Annotated in this window: 23 protein-coding genes; 17 read left to right on the top strand and 6 right to left on the bottom strand. The window is 75.4% G+C overall.

The window, feature by feature from the left end; all coding sequences use genetic code 11:
• Positions 1-29: 29 nt before the first annotated feature.
• A complete protein-coding gene (gene ctaE / locus BJ983_RS09895) occupies positions 30-653 on the bottom strand; it encodes an aa3-type cytochrome oxidase subunit III (RefSeq protein ID WP_179797607.1) in 624 nt (207 codons plus the stop codon).
• A gap of 212 nt (positions 654-865) precedes the next feature.
• Between ctaE and BJ983_RS09890 the strand changes: the two genes are divergently transcribed.
• Together BJ983_RS09890 and trpD are read left to right on the top strand one after the other, a co-directional pair.
• Positions 866-1,273, top strand: a complete 408-nt coding sequence (locus tag BJ983_RS09890; protein ID WP_179793641.1) for a hypothetical protein — start codon at positions 866-868, stop codon at positions 1,271-1,273.
• The gene (trpD, locus tag BJ983_RS09885) at positions 1,270-2,340 is read left to right on the top strand and encodes an anthranilate phosphoribosyltransferase (protein WP_179793640.1); all 1,071 of its coding nucleotides are present in this window, start codon (positions 1,270-1,272) and stop codon (positions 2,338-2,340) included. Before BJ983_RS09890 ends, trpD begins: the two co-directional genes overlap by 4 nt.
• A 61-nt stretch (positions 2,341-2,401) precedes the next feature.
• Here trpD and BJ983_RS09880 read toward each other — a convergent pair whose 3' ends face one another.
• Together BJ983_RS09880 and BJ983_RS09875 are read right to left on the bottom strand one after the other, a co-directional pair.
• A complete protein-coding gene (locus BJ983_RS09880) occupies positions 2,402-2,680 on the bottom strand; it encodes an Lrp/AsnC ligand binding domain-containing protein (RefSeq protein ID WP_179793639.1) in 279 nt (92 codons plus the stop codon).
• Positions 2,677-4,554 carry a DEDD exonuclease domain-containing protein gene (locus tag BJ983_RS09875; protein ID WP_179793638.1) on the bottom strand — a complete coding sequence of 626 codons (1,878 nt, stop codon included), beginning with the start codon at positions 4,552-4,554 and terminating at the stop codon, positions 2,677-2,679. Before BJ983_RS09875 ends, BJ983_RS09880 begins: the two co-directional genes overlap by 4 nt.
• Before the next feature lie 73 nt (positions 4,555-4,627).
• Between BJ983_RS09875 and BJ983_RS09870 the strand changes: the two genes are divergently transcribed.
• The 4 genes from BJ983_RS09870 to BJ983_RS09855 all read left to right on the top strand — a co-directional run bounded on the left by BJ983_RS09870 (position 4,628) and on the right by BJ983_RS09855 (position 8,870).
• Positions 4,628-5,965: an NYN domain-containing protein gene (locus tag BJ983_RS09870; RefSeq protein ID WP_179793637.1), complete on the top strand. Its 1,338-nt coding sequence runs from the start codon at positions 4,628-4,630 to the stop codon at positions 5,963-5,965.
• Between the two features lie 107 nt (positions 5,966-6,072).
• Complete coding sequence (locus tag BJ983_RS09865) at positions 6,073-6,354, top strand: hypothetical protein (RefSeq protein ID WP_179793636.1); 282 nt, start codon at positions 6,073-6,075, stop codon at positions 6,352-6,354.
• A gap of 279 nt (positions 6,355-6,633) precedes the next feature.
• Positions 6,634-7,704 (top strand): NlpC/P60 family protein, encoded by a 1,071-nt coding sequence (locus BJ983_RS09860; RefSeq protein ID WP_179793635.1) that lies wholly within the window; start codon positions 6,634-6,636, stop codon positions 7,702-7,704.
• Entirely contained in the window at positions 7,701-8,870 is a 1,170-nt protein-coding gene (locus tag BJ983_RS09855; protein WP_179793634.1) for a glycosyltransferase, read from the top strand. The genes BJ983_RS09860 and BJ983_RS09855 overlap by 4 nt, the downstream gene beginning before the upstream one ends.
• 75 nt (positions 8,871-8,945) lie before the next feature.
• On the opposite strand, the gene BJ983_RS09850 is transcribed toward BJ983_RS09855, so the two are convergent.
• A complete protein-coding gene (locus BJ983_RS09850; protein WP_179793633.1) occupies positions 8,946-10,739 on the bottom strand; it encodes an AMP-binding protein in 1,794 nt (597 codons plus the stop codon).
• A 178-nt stretch (positions 10,740-10,917) separates the two neighbouring features.
• Between BJ983_RS09850 and BJ983_RS09845 the strand changes: the two genes are divergently transcribed.
• From BJ983_RS09845 to BJ983_RS09820, 6 genes are all read left to right on the top strand, one after another.
• Entirely contained in the window at positions 10,918-11,355 is a 438-nt protein-coding gene (locus BJ983_RS09845; RefSeq protein WP_179793632.1) for a polyketide cyclase / dehydrase and lipid transport, read from the top strand.
• Complete coding sequence (locus tag BJ983_RS09840) at positions 11,352-12,152, top strand: metallophosphoesterase family protein (RefSeq protein ID WP_179793631.1); 801 nt, start codon at positions 11,352-11,354, stop codon at positions 12,150-12,152. The genes BJ983_RS09845 and BJ983_RS09840 overlap by 4 nt, the downstream gene beginning before the upstream one ends.
• A gap of 97 nt (positions 12,153-12,249) precedes the next feature.
• Positions 12,250-12,678 (top strand): SRPBCC family protein, encoded by a 429-nt coding sequence (locus BJ983_RS09835; RefSeq protein WP_179793630.1) that lies wholly within the window; start codon positions 12,250-12,252, stop codon positions 12,676-12,678.
• Complete coding sequence (locus BJ983_RS09830; RefSeq protein WP_179793629.1) at positions 12,678-13,916, top strand: TRC40/GET3/ArsA family transport-energizing ATPase; 1,239 nt, start codon at positions 12,678-12,680, stop codon at positions 13,914-13,916. Before BJ983_RS09835 ends, BJ983_RS09830 begins: the two co-directional genes overlap by 1 nt.
• Before the next feature lie 28 nt (positions 13,917-13,944).
• Positions 13,945-14,673 carry a hypothetical protein gene (locus tag BJ983_RS09825; protein ID WP_179793628.1) on the top strand — a complete coding sequence of 243 codons (729 nt, stop codon included), beginning with the start codon at positions 13,945-13,947 and terminating at the stop codon, positions 14,671-14,673.
• Positions 14,667-15,620, top strand: coding sequence for an ROK family protein (locus BJ983_RS09820; protein ID WP_179793627.1), 954 nt, complete (start codon positions 14,667-14,669; stop codon positions 15,618-15,620). Before BJ983_RS09825 ends, BJ983_RS09820 begins: the two co-directional genes overlap by 7 nt.
• Here BJ983_RS09820 and BJ983_RS09815 read toward each other — a convergent pair.
• Positions 15,617-16,174: a hypothetical protein gene (locus tag BJ983_RS09815; RefSeq protein WP_179793626.1), complete on the bottom strand. Its 558-nt coding sequence runs from the start codon at positions 16,172-16,174 to the stop codon at positions 15,617-15,619. The genes BJ983_RS09820 and BJ983_RS09815 overlap by 4 nt on opposite strands.
• Positions 16,171-16,950 (bottom strand): alpha/beta fold hydrolase, encoded by a 780-nt coding sequence (locus BJ983_RS09810; RefSeq protein ID WP_179793625.1) that lies wholly within the window; start codon positions 16,948-16,950, stop codon positions 16,171-16,173. The genes BJ983_RS09815 and BJ983_RS09810 overlap by 4 nt, the downstream gene beginning before the upstream one ends.
• Positions 16,951-17,151: 201 nt before the next feature.
• Here BJ983_RS09810 and BJ983_RS09805 point away from each other — a divergent pair, with 201 nt between their 5' ends.
• The 5 genes from BJ983_RS09805 to BJ983_RS09785 all read left to right on the top strand — a co-directional run bounded on the left by BJ983_RS09805 (position 17,152) and on the right by BJ983_RS09785 (position 21,204).
• Complete coding sequence (locus BJ983_RS09805; protein ID WP_179797605.1) at positions 17,152-17,844, top strand: 1-acyl-sn-glycerol-3-phosphate acyltransferase; 693 nt, start codon at positions 17,152-17,154, stop codon at positions 17,842-17,844.
• A gap of 14 nt (positions 17,845-17,858) precedes the next feature.
• Complete coding sequence (locus tag BJ983_RS09800) at positions 17,859-18,365, top strand: polyadenylate-specific 3'-exoribonuclease AS (protein ID WP_179793624.1); 507 nt, start codon at positions 17,859-17,861, stop codon at positions 18,363-18,365.
• Between the two features lie 28 nt (positions 18,366-18,393).
• Positions 18,394-18,822 (top strand): nitroreductase family deazaflavin-dependent oxidoreductase, encoded by a 429-nt coding sequence (locus BJ983_RS09795; protein WP_179793623.1) that lies wholly within the window; start codon positions 18,394-18,396, stop codon positions 18,820-18,822.
• A gap of 16 nt (positions 18,823-18,838) precedes the next feature.
• Positions 18,839-19,792 (top strand): NAD(P)-dependent oxidoreductase, encoded by a 954-nt coding sequence (locus BJ983_RS09790; protein ID WP_179793622.1) that lies wholly within the window; start codon positions 18,839-18,841, stop codon positions 19,790-19,792.
• Positions 19,793-19,869: 77 nt separating this feature from the next.
• Positions 19,870-21,204, top strand: a complete 1,335-nt coding sequence (locus BJ983_RS09785; protein WP_246326036.1) for a class II 3-deoxy-7-phosphoheptulonate synthase — start codon at positions 19,870-19,872, stop codon at positions 21,202-21,204.
• Positions 21,205-21,209: the final 5 nt, after the last annotated feature.

The raw sequence follows: 21,209 nt of genomic DNA, 5'->3' as shown, positions 1-21,209 counted from the left end.
CCTACCCCTGACTCTCTCGTCGCCTGGCTTTAACGGATGAAGTAGATGACCGCGAACAGGCCGATCCAGACCACGTCCACGAAGTGCCAGTAGTACGACACGACGATCGCCGCGGTGGCCTGCGCCGGCGTGAACCGACTGAGGAACGTCCGGGCGATCAGCAGGACGAACGCCACGAGGCCGCCGGTCACGTGCAGCGCGTGGAACCCGGTGGTGATGTAGAAGACCGAGCCGTAGGCGCTGGAGGCGATCGTGGTGGCGTGCTCGGTGACCAGCGTGTGGTACTCGTTCACCTGGGCCAGCACGAAGAACAGGCCCATCACGAAGGTCACCGTGTACCAGCGGCGCAGGCCGAACACGTCGCCCCGCTCGGCCGCGAACACGCCGTACTGACAGGTGAACGACGACGCCACCAGGACGATGGTGTTCACCAGGGCGTAGGGCACGTCCAGCTCGGTGGGCGGCGGTGGCCACTCCCCGACGTTCTGGGCGCGCGCCACGAAGTACATCGCGAACAGCCCGGCGAAGAACATCAGCTCGCTCGAGAGCCAGATGATCGTCCCCACGCTGACCACGTTGGGCCGGTTCAGGGAGTGGATCCGCGCGCTGAAGGAGGGCGCCGGCGCACTCGAAGCGGTCGTCACGGGCGTCATCATGTCACCTCCCCCTGACATCAGCCGGGTGGGGCGAGCCCCCGTGATCACGCCTGCGACCTGCACCGCGATCTACCTGCAGATACTCCTACTGGGCGTCGTACGTCGCGTCGTAGTCGAGGGGTCCCGACGGCGGGTCGGGGCGGGTCCCGACGGCGGATGACTAGGCTCTCGCGCGAGAAGTACGGACTGCGCCGGGAGGGCCCGCCCAGATGAGCACCGACACGCTCGACGTCGTGGTGATGAGCCACCGCCCGGAGGTGCGCGAGGCGGTCATGGCCGCCGTCGGACGCCGTCCCGCGCGTGACCTCCCGCGCCTGCGGTTCCGGGAGGCGGACGGGATCGCCGACGTCCTCGGCGCGGCCGACGCCGGCGAGCTCGACCTCGCCGTGCTCGACGGCGAGGCGCAGCCGACGGGTGGCATGGGCGTCTGCCGCCAGCTCAAGAACGAGAGCGACGACCCGGCCCCGGTGATCGTGGTCGTGCGCCGCGAGGACGACCGTTGGCTCGCGACCTGGTCGCAGGCCGACGCCGTCCTCGTCCAGCCCCTCGACCCGGTGACGGCGGCCCGCACGGTGGCCGACGTCCTGCGGGCCGGGGTGCCGGCGCGCCAGGGATGAGCTCACCGGGCGTGACCGGGGCCCCCACCTGGCCCGCGCTGCTCGGGCGGCTCCTGCGCGGCGAGGACCTCGCCGGGACCGAGGCCGCCTGGGCCATGGACCGCATGATGTCCGGGGAGGCCTCACCCGCCCAGGTCGGCGCCTTCGTCGTGGCACTGCGGGCCAAGGGGGAGACGGCCGCCGAGATCGGCGGGCTCGCGGAGGTCATGCGCTCGCACGCGCGGGCGGTCCACGTGGACGGTGTCGTCGTCGACATCGTCGGGACCGGCGGCGACCAGGCCCACACGGTCAACATCTCGACGATGGCGGCCGTGATCATGGCCGCCGCCGGTGCGCGCGTGGTCAAGCACGGTGGTCGCGCCGCGTCGTCGGCGTGCGGCTCGGTGGACCTGCTCGAGGCGCTCGGGGTCCCTGTCGACCTCGGCCCGGACGCGGTGGCGGCGAGCGTCGACGAGGTCGGCATCGGTTTCTGCTTCGCCCAGACCTTCCACCCCGCGATGCGCCACGTCGGCGGGGTGCGCCGCGAGATCGGTGTCCCCACGGCCTTCAACCTCCTCGGGCCGCTCACGAACCCGGCACGTCCGGCGGCCGCGCTGATCGGCTGTGCCGACGCCCGGTTCGCGCCGCTGCTCGCCTCGGTCCTCGCCGACCGGGGGGACACCGCGCTCGTGGTGCGGGGTGACGACGGCCTCGACGAGATCACCACCTCGACGACCACGACGGTCTGGCGGGCCGGCCCGGACGGCGTGACGGTGGAGACCCTCGACCCCACCCGCATCGGGGTCCCGGTGTCCGCACCGGGTGACCTGCGGGGCGGCGACGCGAGTGTCAACGCGGCCGTCGCGCACGCCCTGTTCGCGGGCGAGCGCGGGCCGGTCCGCGAGGCCGTCCTGCTCAACGCGGGCGCGGCGCTCGCGGCCTACGACGAGGCCCGGGGCGCGGCCCGGACCGACCTCCACGACGCCGTCGCGGCCGGGCGGGACCGGGCCGCCGCGGCGGTCGACGACGGGTCGGCGGCGGCCCTGCTCGAGCGGTGGGCGACGACGGCCGCGCGGCTCCGCGGCTGAGGCACACCGACCCGACGGAGGCGTGCGGGGACGTCTCCGCGGTGCCGGGGGACCGGTGGGCTCAGTCGAGCCCGACGGCGAAGGCCGCGTCGGTGTCCTGCGCGGAGTAGGACCGGAAGGCGATGTGGGTCGAGGTATCCCGCACGCCCGGCACCCGGCTCAGGCCACCCGCGATGACGTCGGCGAGCTCGTCGTGCTCGCGGACCCGCACCACGGCGATCAGGTCGACGTCGCCCGCGCACGAGTAGACCTCGGTGACCCCCGAGAGCTCGGCGATCGCCTGGGCGGTCTCCGGGATCCGGTCGGCGTTCGCGTGGATCATGACGATGGCCGTGATCACGGGGACTCCCTGGCTCGGCGGGTCCGGCCCGCGCGGGGCGGTCCGGCGTGCTCGGCGGGAACTCTAGAGGGCGGACGACGACCGGCCCCGCCTCCCGACCCCACGGCCCGCTCCCCGGGGACCTCCGACGGGTCCGTCACCGTCGTCCGGGCGGCCTCCCGGGCCCGCGTCACCCAGTCCGACCAGGAGCCCGCGCCGTGCGCCGGGACCGCCCACGGCTGCGTGGTGCGCACCATCCGTGTCCCCGGCCGCTCGAGCCACCGCGTGATCACCCCCACCTCCTCGGGCGGCGCCCCGCCGAGCGGCCCGGCGCCCGGACGGACCGTCTCCGCCGCCGCGACCAGCGTGTCCACCACCGGCATGGGCGGCACCCCGCGCCGCGCGGTGCCCGCCGCCGCGAGCCGGCCGTGCCGCACCACCGCCAGCTCCCAGCCGCCGACGCCGTCGGGCCGCGCGGCGACGAGCTCCTCGGTACCGGCCACCGCCGACAGCCGTTGGACGCGGCCGAGGGCTCCCGCGAGGTCGGCCAACCGGTCGCGGTGGGCGGCCGCGGCGTCGAACCGCTCGCCCGCGGCCAGGTCGGCCACCCGCTCCCGCAGCCGGACGAGCCCGTCGTCGGACCCCCCGCGGACGAGGGCGAGGGCCCCGTCGACGGTGGTGGCGTAGTCGGCCGCGGTCTGCAGTCCGGCGCAGGGCGCCCCGCAGCGGCCGAGCCCGTGCAGCGCGCAGGGGCTGCCGCGGCCGCCCCGGGCCGGGATCCGCTGCGTGCAGGGCCGCAGCGCCACGGCGTCGACCAGGGCCTCGACGGCGCGGACCGCGTCGGGCCGGCGCCCGAACGGGCCGATGGCGTCGGTGCGGGGCGTGCGGACGACCGACCAGCGCGGGAACGGCTCGTCGGTCAGCGCGACCCACCACCCCTTGTGCGGGTAGCGGGAGCGCCGGTTGTAGCGGGGGGCGTGACCGGCGAGCAGGCGCAGCTCCCGCACCTCGGCCTCCAGCGGGTGCGAGCACTCCACCCAGTCGACCCGCTCGGCGAGCCCGATCATCTCCTTGACGCGCGCCCGCTTCTCCGAGCCGGTGAAGTACGAGCGCACCCGGCGGCGCAGGTCGTTCGACGTACCGACGTAGAGGACCTCGTCGGCCGGGCCGCGGAACAGGTACACGCCCGCCGCGTGCGGCACCGCGTCGGCCAGGTGGCGCTTGCCGCGCTGCGCCGGGGTGACCTCCACCTGCAGGGCGAGCAGGTCCTCCAGCGACGAGACCCCGTGGCCGCCGACCCGCTCCAACAGGGCGTGGAGCACGTCGACGGTGGCCCGCGCGTCGTCCAGCGCCCGGTGGACGGGGCGGGTACCCGCCCGGAACAGCGCGGCGAGCGCCGACAGCCGGCAGGACGGCGCCTCGTCGCGGGTGAGCACCTTCCGGGCCAGGCGGGCGGTGCACACCACGGGCGGCCGGGGCCACACCGATCCGTGGCGCCGGCACGCCGCCCGCAGGTGCCCGACGTCGAACGGGGCGTTGTGCGCCACCACGACCGCGCCCGCGCAGAACTCGAGGAAGCCCGGCAGCACGGCCGGCAGCCGCGGCGCCGCGGACACCATGGCCGTGGTGATGCCGGTGAGCGCGACGATCTGCGGCGGGACGTCCCGCCCCGGGTCGACCAGCGTGGCGTACTCGCCGACCACCCGGCCCCCACGCACCTTGACCGCGCCGATCTCGGTGATCGCGTCCGGCCCGTCACCGGCGTCGGAGCCCGCCGGGGGCCCGCCGGTGGTCTCCAGGTCCAGCACGACGAAGGTGGCCGCGTGCAGCGGCGTCCCCAGCTCCTCGAAGGTGAGCTGCGGGTCGGGTCCCGTGACCGGGCGTGGTGCCTCCACGCCGCCGCACGCTAGATCGACCCCCCGACAGTCTCGTCCCCTCGGACGCCGTCCGGGCCGCTAGCCTGGGCGAATGGCAGCGGGGGAGGTGGAGGCACCGCACGGCGCGGCCCTGCGCGCCGCCCTCCTCGACGCGGCCCCGGAGACGGTGCGCAGCCGGGTCGCCGACCTGGTGAGCCGCGCGGTCGGGCAGATGCCGGCGGCGGACCTGCCGGCCCCCGTCCGCCCCATCGCCCGCTTCGCCCCGGCCAAACGCGCCAAGGTCGGCTCGGCCCCGCTGCTGTCCGCCCTCGGGTCGGCGGACGGGTTCGCCGAGGACGTCGTGGCGTGGTGGCGGGAGCACCGTCCCGAGGAGTGGGACCCGCCGGTGGCCGAGCCGGTGCACGCGGCGGCGGTGGCGGTGCTGGCCGGCGACGGGGACACCGCGGGCGAGCTGCTGCGCGACGCGGGGGAACGCGCCGACGTCGGGCGCCTACGAGCCGAGCGCGACGCCGCTCTCGCCCGGGCGGAGCGGCTGACGGCGGAGGTGGAGCGGGTCACCGCCGAGCGGGACGCGGCGCGGGCCGAGGTCGGCACGGCCGGACCGGACCTCACCGACGAGGTGGTCAAGCTCCGCTCGCGGCTGCGGGAGCAGGGCGTGCGGGTCCGGCAGGCCGAGCTGAGCGCCGCCGAGGCGGACCGCCGCCTCGAGGAGGGCCAGGGCCACCTGGTGCGCGAGCTCGACGACCTGCGCCGCGAGCGCACCCGGGACCAGGAGGCGGTCGCTGCGGCCGAGGCCCGGGCCCGGCGCGCGACGGCGGAGCTCGAGTCCGCCCGCCGCGCCGCCCACGAGGCCCGGCGTGCGGACGACGCGCGGCTCGCCCTGCTGGTCGACACCGTCGCGGGGGCGGCCGCCGGCCTGCGCCACGAGCTGGGGCTCCGCGCGGACGACCAGCGGGTGGGTCCCCGGCCCGCGGAACTCGTCGGGTCGGCGTCCCGGGCCCCGATGGCGCGCGTGACCGACCCCGCGGCGCTCGACCGGCTGCTGGCGCTGCCCGAGGTGCACCTGCTCGTCGACGGCTACAACGTCACCAAGACCGGCTGGCCGGCCCTCGCCCTGGCGGCCCAGCGCGACCGGCTCGTCGCGGCCGTCGCCCCGCTCGCGGCCCGGACCCACGCCGAGACGACGTTGGTCTTCGACGGCGCGGGCATCTCCGGGGTGCCGACCGCCTCGGTCCGTGGGGTGCGCGTCCTGTTCTCCGAGCCCGGCGTCATCGCAGACGACCTCATCCGCACCCTGGTGGACGCCGAACCCGAGGGGCGGCCGCTGGTGGTGGTCACCTCGGACCGCGCGGTGGTCGACTCGGTCCGGCGGCGGGGAGCGCACCCGGTGCCGTCGAGCGTGCTGCTCGAGCGCCTCGCCCGGATCTGAGACGCCGGTCACACCGGCTCCTCCGGCGGGCCGTGACTGTCGGACCCCCCTCCTACCTTCCGCCACGACTCCCCGGGAGATGCCGGGGCCGATCGGCGGAGGCCGCGATGCTCATCGACTGCGACACCTGCGTGGTGCGGCACCAGGCGTGCGACGACTGCGTGGTCGGGGTCCTGCTCGGGGTGCCCGAGGTGCCCGCCCGGGACGACGCGCCCCGGGAGCCGGCGGCCCCGGGCGCGCCCCTGCCGCTCGAGTTCGGGCCGGTCGAGCGCCGGGCCCTGGAGGTGCTCGCCGACCACGGGCTGATCCCGCACCTGCGGCTCGTCCCCGGCGCGCCCGGGCAGCCGGCCCGTCCCACGGGTCGGGCCCGCCGCCGGGACGCCGGATGACGGCGGGGGCCGCACGCGGGGCACCACACCGGACGCGGTGCGGGACACCTCGCCGGGTGCGGTGCGGGACACCTCGCCGGGTGCGGCGCTCGGAGGCGCCCCGGCGCGCGGAAGCCCGCCGGACGCGGAGCGGGGGAGCCCGTCGGACGCGTCGCGGGGCACCACGCTGCGGGGCCCCGGTACCGGTCGGTTACCGTCCCGTCACCTCCTGCGGGCCCCGTTCCCCGCGTCGCCGTCCGTGGGAGGCCGCCCTGGCCGAGAGAGGGAGCTCCCCGCCCCGTGACGCCCCGACCGCCCCGACGCGCTGCGCGCCCCGGTCGCCGGACCCCGACGCCGGTGCTGGTCGTCCTGCTGCTCGCGCTCGCCGGCCTCCTCGTGCCCGGCACGGCCGGCACCGCGCTGGCCGACCCGATCGTGCCGCCGGGGGCCAACGACGTCGTCCGGGCCCTGGCCGAGGCCAACGCCCGGGCGGAGGCCGCGAACGAGGCGGCCATGGGGGCCCGGGAACAGCTGCCGGTGCGCCGCGCGGAGGCCGACCGCGCCCGACGGGCCGCGGACGACGCCCGGGGTGCCGTCGCCACGGCGCGGGGCGCACTGGACCAGGCCTACGTGGCGGTCGACCAGCTGACCCGGACGACCTACCAGGGCGGTGACCTCGACCAGCTCGGCGCGCTGCTCTCCAGCCCGACCCCGCAGGCCTACCTGGACAAGGTCGAGCTGCTCGACACGATCTCGACGGCCAACCGGTCCGTGCTGCAGCGCTACCTCGACGCCTCGACGGCGGCGGAGAACGCCCAGCGCGACGCCGACGCCAGCGCCACCGATGCCCGCCGGGCCGCCGACGACGCCGCCCGCACCCTCGAGGACGCCACGCGCACGAAGGCGCAGGCCGACCAGGACGTCGCGGCGGCGAACGCGGCGCTCGCGCGGCTGTCCCGCAGCGACCGGGCCCTCCTGCGCGGCGGCGGCATCACGAACTTCCCGACGAACATCGCCGGGAACTCCCTGGGGATCGCCGCCCTCCGCGCGGCGCTGACCCGGCAGGGGGCGCCGTACGTGTGGGGGGCCACCGGGCCGAACACGTTCGACTGCTCGGGGCTGGTGCAGTGGGCGTACCGGCAGATCGGGGTCGGGATGCCGCGGGTGGCCGCCGCCCAGCAACAGGTCGGCCAGGCCGTCGACCCCTCGCAGGTGCAGGTCGGGGACCTGATCTTCTTCGGCGACCCGGCCTATCACGTCGGCATCTACGTCGGCGACGGCAAGTTCCTCGAGGCCCCGCAGTCCGGCGACGTCGTCAAGGTGGCGCCGGTCCGGAGCTTCTCGTCGATCCGCCGCATCTCACCGCCGTGACCGGTCCGGCGACGGGCCGGATCCTGCTCGTCACCAACGACTTCCCGCCGCGGCCGGGCGGCATCCAGTCCTACCTGCACGAGCTCGCGGTCCGTCTGGCGCCCGGTGCCCTGACGGTGCTCGCCTCCACCTGGCCCGACGCCGCCGACTCCGACGGCCGGTGCGTCGCCTTCGACGCCGCCCAGCCCTTCGCCGTCCACCGGCTGCCCACGACGATGATGCTGCCGACCCCGGAGGCCACCCGCCGAGCCGTCGAGCTCGCCCCGGGCCACGACACCGTCTGGTTCGGGGCCGCCGCGCCGCTCGGGCTCATGGCCCCGGCCCTGCGCCGCGCGGGCGTCCGGCGGGTCCTCGCCAGCACCCACGGCCACGAGGTCGGCTGGTCGATGCTGCCGGGCAGCCGGCAGTTGCTGCACCGGATCGGGCGGGAGGCCGACGTCGTCACCACGGTCAGCCGCTACACGCGCGGGCGGATCGCCTCGGCCCTCGGCCCGGACGCCGCCCTGGAGCCGCTGCCGTCCGGCATCGACACCACGCGGTTCCGCCCGGACGCCGGGGCCCGCGCCGACCTCCGCACGCGGTACGGACTGGGGGAGCGGCCCGTCGTCGGGATCGTGTCCCGCCTCGTGCGGCGCAAGGGGCAGGACGTGCTGATCCGGGCGCTGCCCGCGATCCGACGACGGGTGCCGGGCACGGCGCTGCTCGTCGCGGGCGACGGACCCGACCGCGACCGGCTGCGGCGCCTCGCACGGCGCACCGGCGTCGAGGCCGACGTCGTGTTCACGGGCCCGCTGGCCCACGACGAGATCCCGGCGCACCACGCGGCGCTCGACGTCTTCGCCCTGCCGTGCCGGACGCTCGGCGGGGGGCTCGACGTCGAGGGTCTGGGTATCGTGCTGCTCGAGGCCTCCGCGACCGGGGTGCCCGTGGTGGCGGGCCGGTCCGGCGGGGCACCCGAGACGGTGCGCGGGGGCCCGACGGGGACCCGGACCGGCCGCCTGACCGACGGGCGCGACCCGGTCGACGTCGCGGACGTGATCGCGGACCTGCTCGACGACCCGGACGACGCCGCACGCACCGGGGCCGCGGGCCGACGGTGGATGCAGGCGGAGTGGACCTGGTCGTCGCGGGCCCGCCGGCTGGAGGCACTCGCCCGTCCGGAGTAACCCCCGAAAGCACGAACGGCACTGTCGCAGCATCTATGTGCGCGAGAGTGCCGTTCGTTCACCGGCGGAGACGGGTCACCGCTGCGCGTAGACCGCCTCGATCTCGTCGGCCCGCTGGTCGGCGATGACGTTGCGCTTGAGCTTCATCGTCGGGGTCAGCTCGCCGGAGTCCTCGGTGAAGTCCGACGTGAGGATGCGGAACTGGCGCACCGACTCGGCCTTCGACACCGCGTCGTTGCCGTCGTCGATCGCGGACTGGATCTCGGCGCGGAGGTCGGAGTCCTCGACCAGGTCCTCCGCGGTGCTGCCGGACTTGCCGTGCTCGGAGGCCCAGTCGGGCAGGGCCTCCTCGTCGAGGGTGATCAGCGCCGCGACGTAGGGCCGGTTGTCGCCGACCACGAGGGCCTGGCTCACGAGGCGGTGAGCGCGAATGCGGTCCTCGATCACGGCGGGGGCGACGTTCTTGCCCCCGGCCGTGACGATGAGCTCCTTCTTGCGCCCGGTGATGGAGAGGAACCCGTCGTCGAGCACGCCGATGTCGCCGGTGTGGAACCAGCCGTCCTCGAGCGCGCCGGACGTGGCCTCGGCGTTGTTCCAGTAGCCGCGGAACACCACGTCACCCTTGGCGAGCACCTCGCCGTCGTCGGCGATCGCGACGGTGATGCCGGGCAGCGGGCGGCCGACGGTGCCGACGCGGATGTCGCCCTCGGCGTTGGCGGTGATCGCCGCGCTGGTCTCGGTGAGGCCGTAGCCCTCGTGGATCGGCACGCCGATGCCGCGGAAGAAGTGGCCGATGCGCGCGCCGAGGGCGGACCCGCCGGACACCGCGCCGCGGCACTGACCGCCGAGGGCCGCGCGCAGCTTGGAGTAGACGAGGGCGTCGAACAGGGCGTGCTTGCCGCGCAGCACCAGGCCGGGGCCGCCGGTGTCGAGCGACTTCGAGTAGTCGACGGCGGTGGCCTCGGCGAGGTCGAAGATGCGGCCCTTGCCGCCCTGGTAGGCCTTCTGCTTCGCCGAGTTGTAGACCTTCTCGAACACGCGCGGCACCGAGAGCAGGAAGTCGGGCTTGAAGCGGGGGAGCTCCGCGGAGAGCTTCGAGGTGTCGGCGAAGTGGCCGATCACGTAGCGCTGCTCCTGCGCGGCGAGCTGCACCACGCGGGCGAAGATGTGCGCGAGCGGCAGGAACAGCAGCGTCGAGTTGCCGGCCTCCATCATGGAGCCGAAGGTGTCGCCGGCCGCGCGGACCTCGAAGAGCAGGTTGCGGTGGGTGATCTCGCAGCCCTTGGGGCGGCCGGTGGTGCCCGAGGTGTAGATCAGCGTCGCGAGGTCGTCCGCGCGGACGCCGGTTCGGCGGGCCTCGACGTCGGCGTCGGGGACGTCGCGGCCGGCCTCCTTGAGGGCGTCGACGGCGGGGGTGGAGCCGTCGATCTGCCAGACGTGGGCGAGCTCGGGCAGGTTCTCCCGGACCTTGTCCAGGGTCGCCCGGTGCTCGTCGGTCTCGATGATGACGCCGCGGGCGCCGGAGTCCGACAGGCACCACTCGTACTGCGAGGCCGACGAGGTCTCGTAGATCGGGAGACCCGCGCAGCCCGCCGTCCAGAGCGCGTAGTCGAGCAGCGTCCACTCGTAGCGGGTCTTCGCGACGATCCCGACGCGGTCACCCGGCTCCAGGCCCGCCGCGACGAATCCCTTCGCCACCGCGACCACCTCGTCGCGGAAGGCTCCGAAGGTGGTGGGCTGCCACGAGTCGTCGACCAGCCGGAGGTAGGCGGTGTCCCCCGGGTGCTCGTCGGCGTTCGCCCAGACCGCATCGGTGAGTCGGTCGTCGTCGGCGACCTTGGCCGACGCCGGCACGCTGTACTCCTGCACCCCGCACACACCCTTCCACCTCGACCGGCGTCCGGATGCGACGTCGGCGTCCGCGCAGCCTAGGGCGAGGGCGGCCCGCCGTCACTACCCGGCGGTATACGGGAGTAAACGGACAGATCGGTCATCGTGCGACGCCTCCGGCGCTGCGACCGGGAGGGACGTCGGGCACGCTGTCGCGGTGGCCGCGCTGGACGTGATCGACGAGACGTTCGTGCTGGCCGAGCCCGCGGTGGTCGCCGCCGCCTTCGCCGACCCCGCGTCCTGGCCGCGCCTCTGGCCCGATCTCGAGCTGCACGTCTTCGCCGACCGCGGGGCCGCCGGCCTGCGCTGGTCGGTCACGGGGCGCTGGGTCGGGAGCGCGGAGGTGTGGTGCGAGGCCGTCGGCGACGGCACGGTGGTGCACTGGTTCCTGCGCCTCGACCCCGCTCCCGGTCCCGACGGCGGGTCCGCGCGGCGGCTGCTGCGCGGCCGCAGCGGCCCGGCGCGCGAGGCGCTGCGCCGGCAGCGGGCCGCCAAGGCCGTCGCGTTCGACCTGAAGGCCCGCCTCGAGGCCGCCCCGACCGGGGCCCCCGGGTGGGCCCGTCGTCCGGGTGAGCCCACCCCGGCCCGCGCATGAGGGTGCACGTCGTCTCCGACGTCCACGGCAACAGCGAGGACCTCACCCGGGCCGCCGAGGGCGCCGAGGCGCTCGTCGTGCTGGGCGACCTCATCGACTTCGTCGACTACGACGAGCCCACCAACGGCATCCTCGCCGACATCCTGGGCCCGGCGGCCACCGTCGAGTTCGCCCGGCTGCGCTCGGAGGGCGGGCCCGGGGCGCTGCGGGAGTTCACGAAACGGCTGTGGGCCGACGTGGACGACCCCCGCGCCCGCGTCGACGAGGCGGTCCACCGGCAGTACGGGCGGATGTTCGCGGCCCTGGGCGCGGTGGACGTCCCGGTGTGGCTCATGCCGGGCAACGTCGACGTCCCCGCGATGTGGCCCGAGTTCCTCGCCGCCCACCCCCACGTCCGGGCCGTCGACGGCGAGGTGGTCGAGATCGGGGACACCTGCGTGGGGTTCGTCGGCGGGGTCCCGCTGCCTCCGGAGGTCGAGCCTCGCGCCGGCGCGTTCCGCTCCTACATGCGCGGGGCGGCGGAGTACACGGCAGCGGTCGAGGCTCTCGGCCCGGTGGACGTGCTGTGCAGCCACGCCCCGCCCGCCGTCGCCGAGCTGGCCTACGACGTGGTGGCCCGCACGCACGAGCTGACCTCGCCCGCGCTCCTGGAGCAGATCCGGGCCACCCGGCCCCGCCTCGCCCTCTACGGCCACGTGCACGCCCCGCTCACCACCCGTGCACGGATCGGTCACACCGAGTGCCTGAACGTCGGGCACTTCCGGCGCCGGGGGACTCCGGCGGTGGCCCGGTGGTGACCCACGCGACATCACGGCCGCCTCACACCCACCCCGGGCGTGGCGAGGACGACGGCGGGCGGAGACCGGCGACCCCCCGGCGGTAACCTTCGGCGCCATGGCGGACGAGTCCACGCAGTCCATCACCATCGCGGCCGGTCCGACGGCCGTGCTCGACGTGATCGCGAACTTCCCCGCTTATCCTGAGTGGGCGGACTCGATCACCTCGGCGAAGGTCCTCACGCACGACGACGAGGGCCGCCCCGAACAGGTCCGGTTCACCTTGGACGCCGGTCCGCTCAAGGACACCTACGTGTTGGCGTACGACTGGGTCGACGACGGCGTCACCTGGGACCTCGTGTCCGGGCAGATGCAGCGCGGCCAGCGCGGGCGCTACCGGCTCGAGGGCTCCGAGAAGGAGACGACCGTGACCTACACGCTGTCGGTGGACCTGGCGGTCCCCATGCCCGGCCTGATCAAGCGCCGCGCCGAGAAGAGGATCATGGACACGGCGTTGACCGGTCTCAAGCGACGCGTGGAGGGCTAGTGCGGGTCCTGCTCTTCACCGGCAAGGGCGGGGTCGGGAAGACGACGACCGCGGCGGCCACCGCGGTCGCGCTCGCGCGGTCGGGACGTAAGGTCCTGGTGCTCTCGACCGACCCGGCGCACTCCCTCGGGGACGCCTTCGACGTCCCGCTGGGCGGCGAGCCGACCGAGATCGACGGGGTGGCCCTCCCCGGCCTGTTCGCCGCGCACGTGGACACCCGCGCGCTCGTCGACGAGGCCTGGGAGCCGCTGCGGGCCCAGCTGCGCACGCTGCTGGCCGGCGCCGGCGTCGAGGACATCGTCGCCGACGAGCTCACCGTCCTGCCCGGCGTCGAGGATCTCCTCGCCCTCGAGCAGGTCCGCCGCGCCACCGAGGACGGGCCGTGGGAGGTCGTGGTCGTCGACTGCGGCCCCACGGCGGAGACCCTGCGGCTGCTGAGCCTCCCGGAGGCCTTCGGGGGCTACCTGGAGCGGCTCTTCCCCGCACACCGCCGCGCCGTGCGCGGCGTCCTCGCGGGGCTCGCCGGGAGCGGGGCCACCGTCGCGAAGTGGGATGCGGCCGCGGCGTCGCTGTCCCGCCTGGCCGAGCAGCTCTCCGGCCTGCGCGCGATGCTGGCCGACCGGTCGACCACCACGATCCGCCTGGTGCTCACCCCGGAGCGGGTGGTCGCCGCGGAGACCCGGCGCACGATCACCGCGCTGGCCCTGCACGAGCTCCACGTCGACGGCCTCATCGCGAACCGCCTGGTGCCCGACCCGGGTGCCGGTCGCAGCGCCGCCGTGCAGTGGCTCCGGGTCCGCCGCGGGGAGCAGGACGGCGTCCTCGCCGAGCTCGCGGAGCTGACGGCGGGCACCGGGGTCGGCCTGCGGACCGTCGCCCACCGGGCCGGTGAACCGGTCGGGGTGGCCGAGCTCGCCGAGCTCGCCGAGGACCTCTACGGCACCGACGACCCGCTCGAGGGCGTCGGCGCGCGGCCACTGATGGAACTGCGCCGCACCGCGGGCGAGGGGACGTCGGTGGACAGCGAGTACGAGCTGGACCTGCAGGTCCCGGGGATCGGCGACGGCGAGGTCGACCTCGCGCGCATCGGGGACGACCTCGCGGTGACGGTCGGCCGCCGGCGCCGGACGGTGGCCCTGCCCCCGGTCCTGCGGCGGTGCGAGGTCGTCGCCGCCGAGCTCGACGACGACGTGCTCTCGATCGCGTTCCGCCCCGACCCCGCGGTCTGGATGCGATGAACGTCCGGGGGAACGGGGGGACCCGACGATGACGACGGATGCCGACCGGGTGGCCCGGGAGCGCCTCGCCCGCGAGGCGCGGGAGACGGCCACGACGTTGCTCGACTGGGTCGGCACGCGCGTCGAGGGGCCGCGCGGCCCGCGTCCCGACGGCGGGGAGCGACCGCGGCAGAGCCCGGGCCCCTGCAGCTGGTGCCCGGTGTGCGCGCTCGTGGCAGCCCTGCGCGGCGAACAGCCCGAGCTGACGGCCACGCTCGCGGAGCAGGCCTCCGGGCTCCTGGTCCTGCTGCGGCTGCTGGTGCAGAGCCACGCGACCGGGGCGCACGACCACCACGCCCACCCGGCGCCGGCCCCCGCGGCCGCCGAGGGCCCCACCCCGACACCGGCGAGCACCACGCCGCCCGCGTGGCCGGCCGAGTGGGGCGCCCCGACCTGGTCCGACGTCCCGTGGGACGTCGCGCCCCACGCCACGTTCGACCCGACTCCGCCGGTCGGCTTCGCGCGGCCGTCCGACGCCACCCCCGACCCGACGCCGGAGCCCGCCCCCGAGCCCGCCGTCGGGGATCCGCGGTCCGCGACCGACCGGCCCACCGGCCGCCGCGGCCCGCGCCCGAGCCCGCGGCACACGGCGGGGGCGCCGACCGCGGCGGACGACGCCGCCGAACCCGTGGTGGCGACCGGTCCCGTCCTCCGGGGCGTCCCGGGCCGCCGCGGCGTGCAGCACATCCCCGTCCGGCGCCGGCCCCGCCCGTGCTGACCGTCGGGGTCGACATCGGGGGCACCACGGTCAAGGCGGGACTCGTCGCCGGCGACGGCACGCTGCTCGCCAGCCGGGTCGCCGCGACGCCGCGGCAGTCCGGGGAGCTGGACGAGACGGTCGCGAAGCTCGTCGACCACCTCTCCGGCGAGGCCCGCGCCACCGACCACCAGGTCGGGGCGGTCGGGCTCGCGGTCGCCGGTTTCGTCGACCCGGAGCGGCGGTCGGTGTCCTTCGGTGCCCACCTGCCGTGGCGGGACGAGCCCGTCGTCGACCGGATGACCGACCGTCTCGGGCTGCCCGTGACCCTCGAGCACGACGCGAACGCGGCCGGCCTCGCCGAGCACCGCGTGGGGGCCGCGGCCGGGGCGCGGGTCGCGGTCCTCGTCGCGCTGGGCACCGGGATCGGGGCCGCGCTGGTCGTCGACGGCCACGTGTTCCGCGGGGCCTTCGGCGTCGCGCCGGAGCTGGGTCACATCGTCGTCGTGCCCGACGGCCGCCCGTGCCCGTGCGGCAAGCGCGGCTGCCTGGAGCGCTACTGCAGCGGGACGGCCCTCGGGGCGAGCGCCGACGAGGTCGTCTCCGCGAGCGAGGACTTCTCCACCCTCCGCGCCACGTGGGAGCGGGGTCTCCCGCTCTCCGGGCGGGACGTCGCGCAGGCCGCGGCGGCCGGGGACCTGCTGGCCCGCCGGGTCGTCGCCGACTTCGCGGCCTGGCTGGGGCGGGGGCTGGCCCTCGTGGCGGACACCTTCGACCCCGACGTCGTCGTCATCGGCGGCGAGGTGTCGGCGTCGGCGGAGCTCTACCTCGACGACGCCCGCCGCACGTACGCCGACGAGGTCACCGGCCGGGGCCACCGTCGGCTGGCCGACGTGCGGGCGGCGGTCCTGGGCGGCGACGCCGGCATGATCGGCGCCGCGCTGGACGCGGGGGAGCGGGCGCTCTAGAGGGTGCCGTCGGGGTCGTCGGACTCCGACGGCCGCCGCATCCCGACGACGAGCCACCCCAGGCCCGCGGCCATGGCCAGCAGGCCCGGCACGATGCCGAGCCCGGCCACGCCACCCACGAGTGCGGGCAGGGCGAGGAGCACGACGCCCGCGACGAGCAGCAGCAGCCCGAACAGGCTGGAGAGCCCGATCCGGGGCAGCGGGGGCGGCTCCGGCGGGACGAAGTGGTCGTCCTGCGGCCGCGCCGGCGGGTGCGGCCGGACGGGCGCGGGCGGCGGCGTGGACGACTCCGGGGTCGGCGACGGGGCGGGCGCGAACAGCTCGTCGGCCGGCCGCTCCGGGTGCGCGGAGGGCTGCCCCTGCGGGGGCGTGGCCACGCCGATCCCGGAGGACGGCCCCTCGTCGGGGACGACGGGCCAGCGCGGCGCGTCGGCGGCGGCCCACTCCGCCACGATCGCGGCGAACGCCGCGTCGACGTCGGCGGGCTCGGAGAAGTGCCGGGCGTCGGCGGGACGACCGGAGCCGGCCTCGTCCTCGGGCTCGGGGGTGTTCATGCGGGGTTCCCTGCTTCGGCGCGGGTGGCGTGCAGCCGGCGGGCGAACTCGGTGCTGCCGGCGAAGATCCTCGGGGCGTCGTGGTCGAGCGTGGCCACGTGGTAGCTGTCGTGCAGGACGACCTCGGTGACGTCGGTGGCCGAGACCCCGTCGAGCACCAGGCGGGCGTTCACCGGTTCCACGACGTGGTCGGCCGTGGAGCGGTAGAGCAGGACCGGGCTGGTCACGCGGGGGAGATCGTCGCGGACGAGGGCCCAGAGCTCGGTGAGCGACACGAACGCCTTCAGCGGCACCCGGTCGTAGCCGAGCTCGGTGACGCCGGGCTTCGCGACGTCGTTGGCCACCCCGGGCGCCCAGGGCCACAGCCGGGCCAGGTAGCGGGCGAAGGCGGCGTCCCGGCGCAGGGTGGTCACCGACGGGTTGACCAGGCAGATCCCGGTGATCGCGTCGCCGTACTCCTCGGCCACGCGCAGCGTCAGCGTGCCGCCCATCGAGAGCCCGAAGACGAACACGGAGCGGTACCGCTCCAGCAGCTCGTCGACGGCCCGGGAGATCTCGCCGTACCAGTCCGGCCAGCGGGTCGCCTGCATGTCGCGCCACCGGGTCCCGTGCCCGGGCAGCCGCGGGCCGCGCACCGCGATCCCCTCGGCCGCGAGGTGCTCGCCCCAGGGGCGCATGCTCTGCGGGGACCCCGTGAACCCGTGCGAGAGCACCACGCCGATCTCGGCGCCCTCGGGATCGGCGGAGAAGGGCTCCGCCCCCGGCATCACCGGCACTCGTGCCTCCACGACGACTTCGGGCGCGAGGACGCCCGGCGCCCATCGTGTCACGTCCCACACCCGCGCGGTACGTGCAGGTGCCCGATCCGGTGGTGTCGTCGGTGGCCGGTCGGTGGGCGGCCCTGACGCGCTGTCGTTGTCCGGCGACACGCCCCTGCCTAGGCTGCGACATCCGTGCGGTCTGGCGAGGGGACAGCGGTGCTCTACTGGTTGATGAAGTGGGTCTTCATGGGCCCGCTGATGCGGGCGGCGTTCCGGCCGGAGGTCCGCGGGGCGGACCACCTGCCGCGTACGGGCGGGGCCCTGGTCGCGTCGAACCACCTCGCGGTGCTCGACTCCTTCGTCCTCCCGCTCATGGTGCCGCGGCGGATGGCCTTCCCGGCCAAGGCGGAGTACTTCACGACGCCGGGTCCGGTCGGCACCCTGCAGCGCTGGTTCTTCACCGGCATGGGCCAGGTCCCCATCGAGCGCGGCAACGGCCGTGCCGCCCGTGCCGCCCTCGACACCGGCATCCGGGTGCTGCGGGAGGGACGGCTGTTCGGGATCTACCCCGAGGGCACCCGCTCGCCCGACGGCCGGCTCTACAAGGGCCGCACCGGCGTCGCCCGCATGGCGCTCGAGGCCGGGGTGCCGGTGGTGCCGGTGGCCATGATCGGCACCGACCGCGCGAACCCGGTCGGCTCCCGCTTCTGGCGCCCGGTGAAGATCACGATCGCGATCGGCCGCCCGCTCGACTTCTCCCGTTACGCCGGCATCGCCGACGACCGTCAGGTGGAGCGGGCCATCACCGACGAGGTCATGGACGCCATCCTGGCGCTCTCCGGGCAGGAGTACGTGGACGTCTACGCGTCGAAGGCCAAGGAGAGCGCGGGGGACGCGGAGGCCGCCTGACAGAATCGGGCGCCGTGGCACGGATCTTCTACGACTGCGAGTTCATCGAGGACGGGACGACGATCGACCTCGTCTCCCTCGGGGCGGTCGACGAACACGGCGGCGAGTTCTACGCGATCTCGCGGGCGTTCGACCCGATGAAGGCCGGTCCGTGGGTCCGGAAGAACGTGCTGGACAAGCTCCCGCCGTCGTCGGACCCCGCCTGGCGCAGCCGGCTGCAGCTGCGCGAGGACTTCCACGCCTTCGTGACGGCGGGTCCGGGCGCGGTCGAGCTCTGGGCGTGGAACGCGCCGTACGACCACGTGGTCGTCGCCCAGCTCTGGGGCGCGATGCCCGACCTGCCGCGCAACCTCCCGCGCTTCACCCGTGACCTGCGGCAGCGCTGGGACGACGTCGGGCGTCCCGAGCTCCCGCCGGCCCCGCCGGACGCGCACGACGCCCTCGCCGACGCCCGGCACAACCTCGTCAAGTGGAAGGTCATCGACGAGATCTGGCGCGCACGCATGGGCGACCCGGAATGATCGTCCGCGGGGCCGGGTTCCCCCGCGTATGAGCGAGCAGGTGGAGACGAACGCGACCGACTGGGTGCGCGAGCAGATCGAGCAGATCGAGCGCACCGGGACGACCGAGGGGATCACGGTCAAGGGGTCGCCGATCATCCTGATGACCCTCCGCGGGGCGAAGACCGGCAAGCTGCGGCACACCCCCGTGATGCGGGTGGAGCACGACGGCGACTACGCGATCGTCGCGTCCAAGGGCGGGGCGGACGAGCACCCGACCTGGTACCACAACATCGTCGCGAACCCGGAGTTCCCGATCCAGGACGGCCGGGAGACGAAGACCTACCGCGCCCGGATCGTCGAGGGCGAGGAGCGCGCGCAGTGGTGGGAGCGGGCCGTCGCGGCCTACCCGTCGTACGCCGACTACCAGGAGGCCACCGACCGCGAGATCCCCGTGTTCGTGGCCGAGCCCGTCTAGCGCGATGATGCCGGGCGTGCGCATCGGGCTGGTCGGTGGCGGCTTCCCGGAGGTCCGCCGGTGTCTCACCGAGGCGCTGGCGGACCTCGCGATCCCGGAGCTGGACGGGGCCGAGCTGGTGGACGTGCCCCACTCCGCCCCCGTGCCGGCCGACGTGCTCGCCCCGCTGGGCAGCACGATCGACGGCCCGTTGATCGACGCCTGCGGGGCGCGTCTGGTCCAGCAGTTCGGGGTGGGGGTCTCCGGGGTCGACCTCGACGCCGCCCGCGAGCGGGGGATCCCGGTCGCCAACGTGCCCGGCGGCTCGTCCGGGAACGCCACGGCCGTCGCCGAGATCGCCCTGCTCCTGCTGCTGGCCCTGCTGCGCCGCTACGAGGAGGCGCGGGCGGGTGTGGCCGAGAAGGTCGTCGGGGCGCCCATGGGCAGCACGTTGCGCGGCCGGACGGTGGCGGTCCTCGGCACCGGGGACATCGGGGTCGAGGTGGCCACGCGGCTGCGGGCGTTCGGCGTCCGCGTGGTCGGCATCGGGCGCCGGGAGGCCGCCGCGTACCCGGAGGCGTCCGCGGTCGTCGACGAGTACCGCCGCGGCGACCTCCCCGCCGCCCTGGCCGGGTGCGACGACCTCGTCGTGGCCTGCCCGCTGACCGAGGAGACGCGGGGCATCGTCGCCGACGCCGCGCTGGCGGCCCTGAACCCCGCCGGGCACGTGGTCAACGTGGCGCGCGGCCCCGTCGTCGACCGCGACGCGCTCCTGGCCGCGCTGGCCTCCGGACGCCTGGCCGGGGCGGGGCTCGACGTCACGTGGGTCGAGCCGATCGACCCCCACGACGAGCTGCTGGGGCACAACGTCCTGGTCACCCCGCACGTCGGCGGCATCACCGAGGAGTCGTACGCCGGGATGGCGCGGGGCTTCGTGACGAACGTCGGTCGCTTCCTCCGAGGGGAACCGATCCAGCACCGGGTGGCGTGACAGTAGGCTGATCCCTCGTGTGGTCCGTCGACCTGCCCGTGGATGCCCTGCCCGGCCTGCCCCCGCTCCCCGCCGAGATGCGGGAGCGGTTGGACGCTGCGCTCTCGAGGCCGGCGGCGCAGCAGCCCGCCTGGCCGGACCCGTCGGCGGTGACCGACGCGCGGACGGTGCTCGAGCACGTCCCACCGATCACCGTCCCGGCCGAGATCGACCGGCTGCGCGGCCAGCTCGCCGCGGTGGCCCGCGGGGAGGCGTTCCTGCTGCAGGGCGGGGACTGCGCGGAGACCTTCGCCGACAACACCGAGCCGCACCTGCGCGGCAACATCCGCACGCTGCTGCAGATGGCGGTGGTGCTGACCTACGGCGCCTCGACCCCCGTCGTCAAGATCGGACGCATCGCCGGGCAGTACGCCAAGCCGCGGTCCTCCGACGTCGACGCGTTCGGCCTGCCGTCCTACCGCGGGGACATGGTCAACTCGCTGGCCGGCAACGCCGAGCTCCGCATCCCCGACCCGGGCCGCATGATCCGCGCCTACGCCAACGCCTCGGCGGCGATGAACCTGACCCGGGCGCTGACCTCGGGCGGGATGGCCGACCTGCACGAGGTCCACGACTGGAACCGCGAGTTCGTCGCGAACTCCGCCGCCGGCGAGCGCTACGAGGCCGTCGCCGCCGAGATCGACCGGGCGCTGCGGTTCATGTCCGCGTGCGGGGTCACCGACCACTCGCTGCACTCCACCGAGATCTACGCCAGCCACGAGGCGCTGGTGCTGGACTACGAGCGGGCCCTGCTGCGCCTGGACTCCACCCGTCGCGGCGACGACGACCCGCGGCTCTTCTCCCTGGGCGCGCACTTCCTGTGGATCGGGGAACGGACCCGCGCCCTCGACGGCGCCCACATCGCCTTCGCCGAGCTGCTGGCCAACCCGATCGGGCTCAAGATCGGCCCGGGCACCACCCCGGAGCAGGCCGTGGAGTACGTCGAGCGGCTCGACCCGAACCACGAGCCCGGCCGGCTCACCCTGATCTCCCGGATGGGCGCGGGCAAGGTCCGCGAGGTGCTGCCGGGGATCGTGGAGAAGGTCACCGCCTCCGGGCACCAGGTGATCTGGCAGTGCGACCCGATGCACGGCAACACCTACGAGGCCACCACCGGGTTCAAGACGCGGCACTTCGACCAGGTCGTCGACGAGGTCCAGGGCTTCTTCGAGGTCCACCACCGCCTGGGCACCCACCCCGGCGGCATCCACGTCGAGCTCACCGGGGAGAACGTCACCGAGTGCCTCGGCGGCGCCCAGGAGATCTCCGACACCGACCTCGCCGGCCGCTACGAGACCGCCTGCGACCCCCGCCTGAACACCCAGCAGTCCCTCGAACTCGCCTTCCTCATCGCGGAGATGCTGCGGAACTAGGCCGG

This window comes from Actinomycetospora corticicola, from assembly GCF_013409505.1.
GTDB classification, from domain to species: Bacteria; Actinomycetota; Actinomycetes; order Mycobacteriales; family Pseudonocardiaceae; genus Actinomycetospora; species Actinomycetospora corticicola.
The sequence above is the reverse complement of the archived record's forward strand: the minus strand, read 5'-3'. Positions and strand labels throughout refer to the sequence as shown.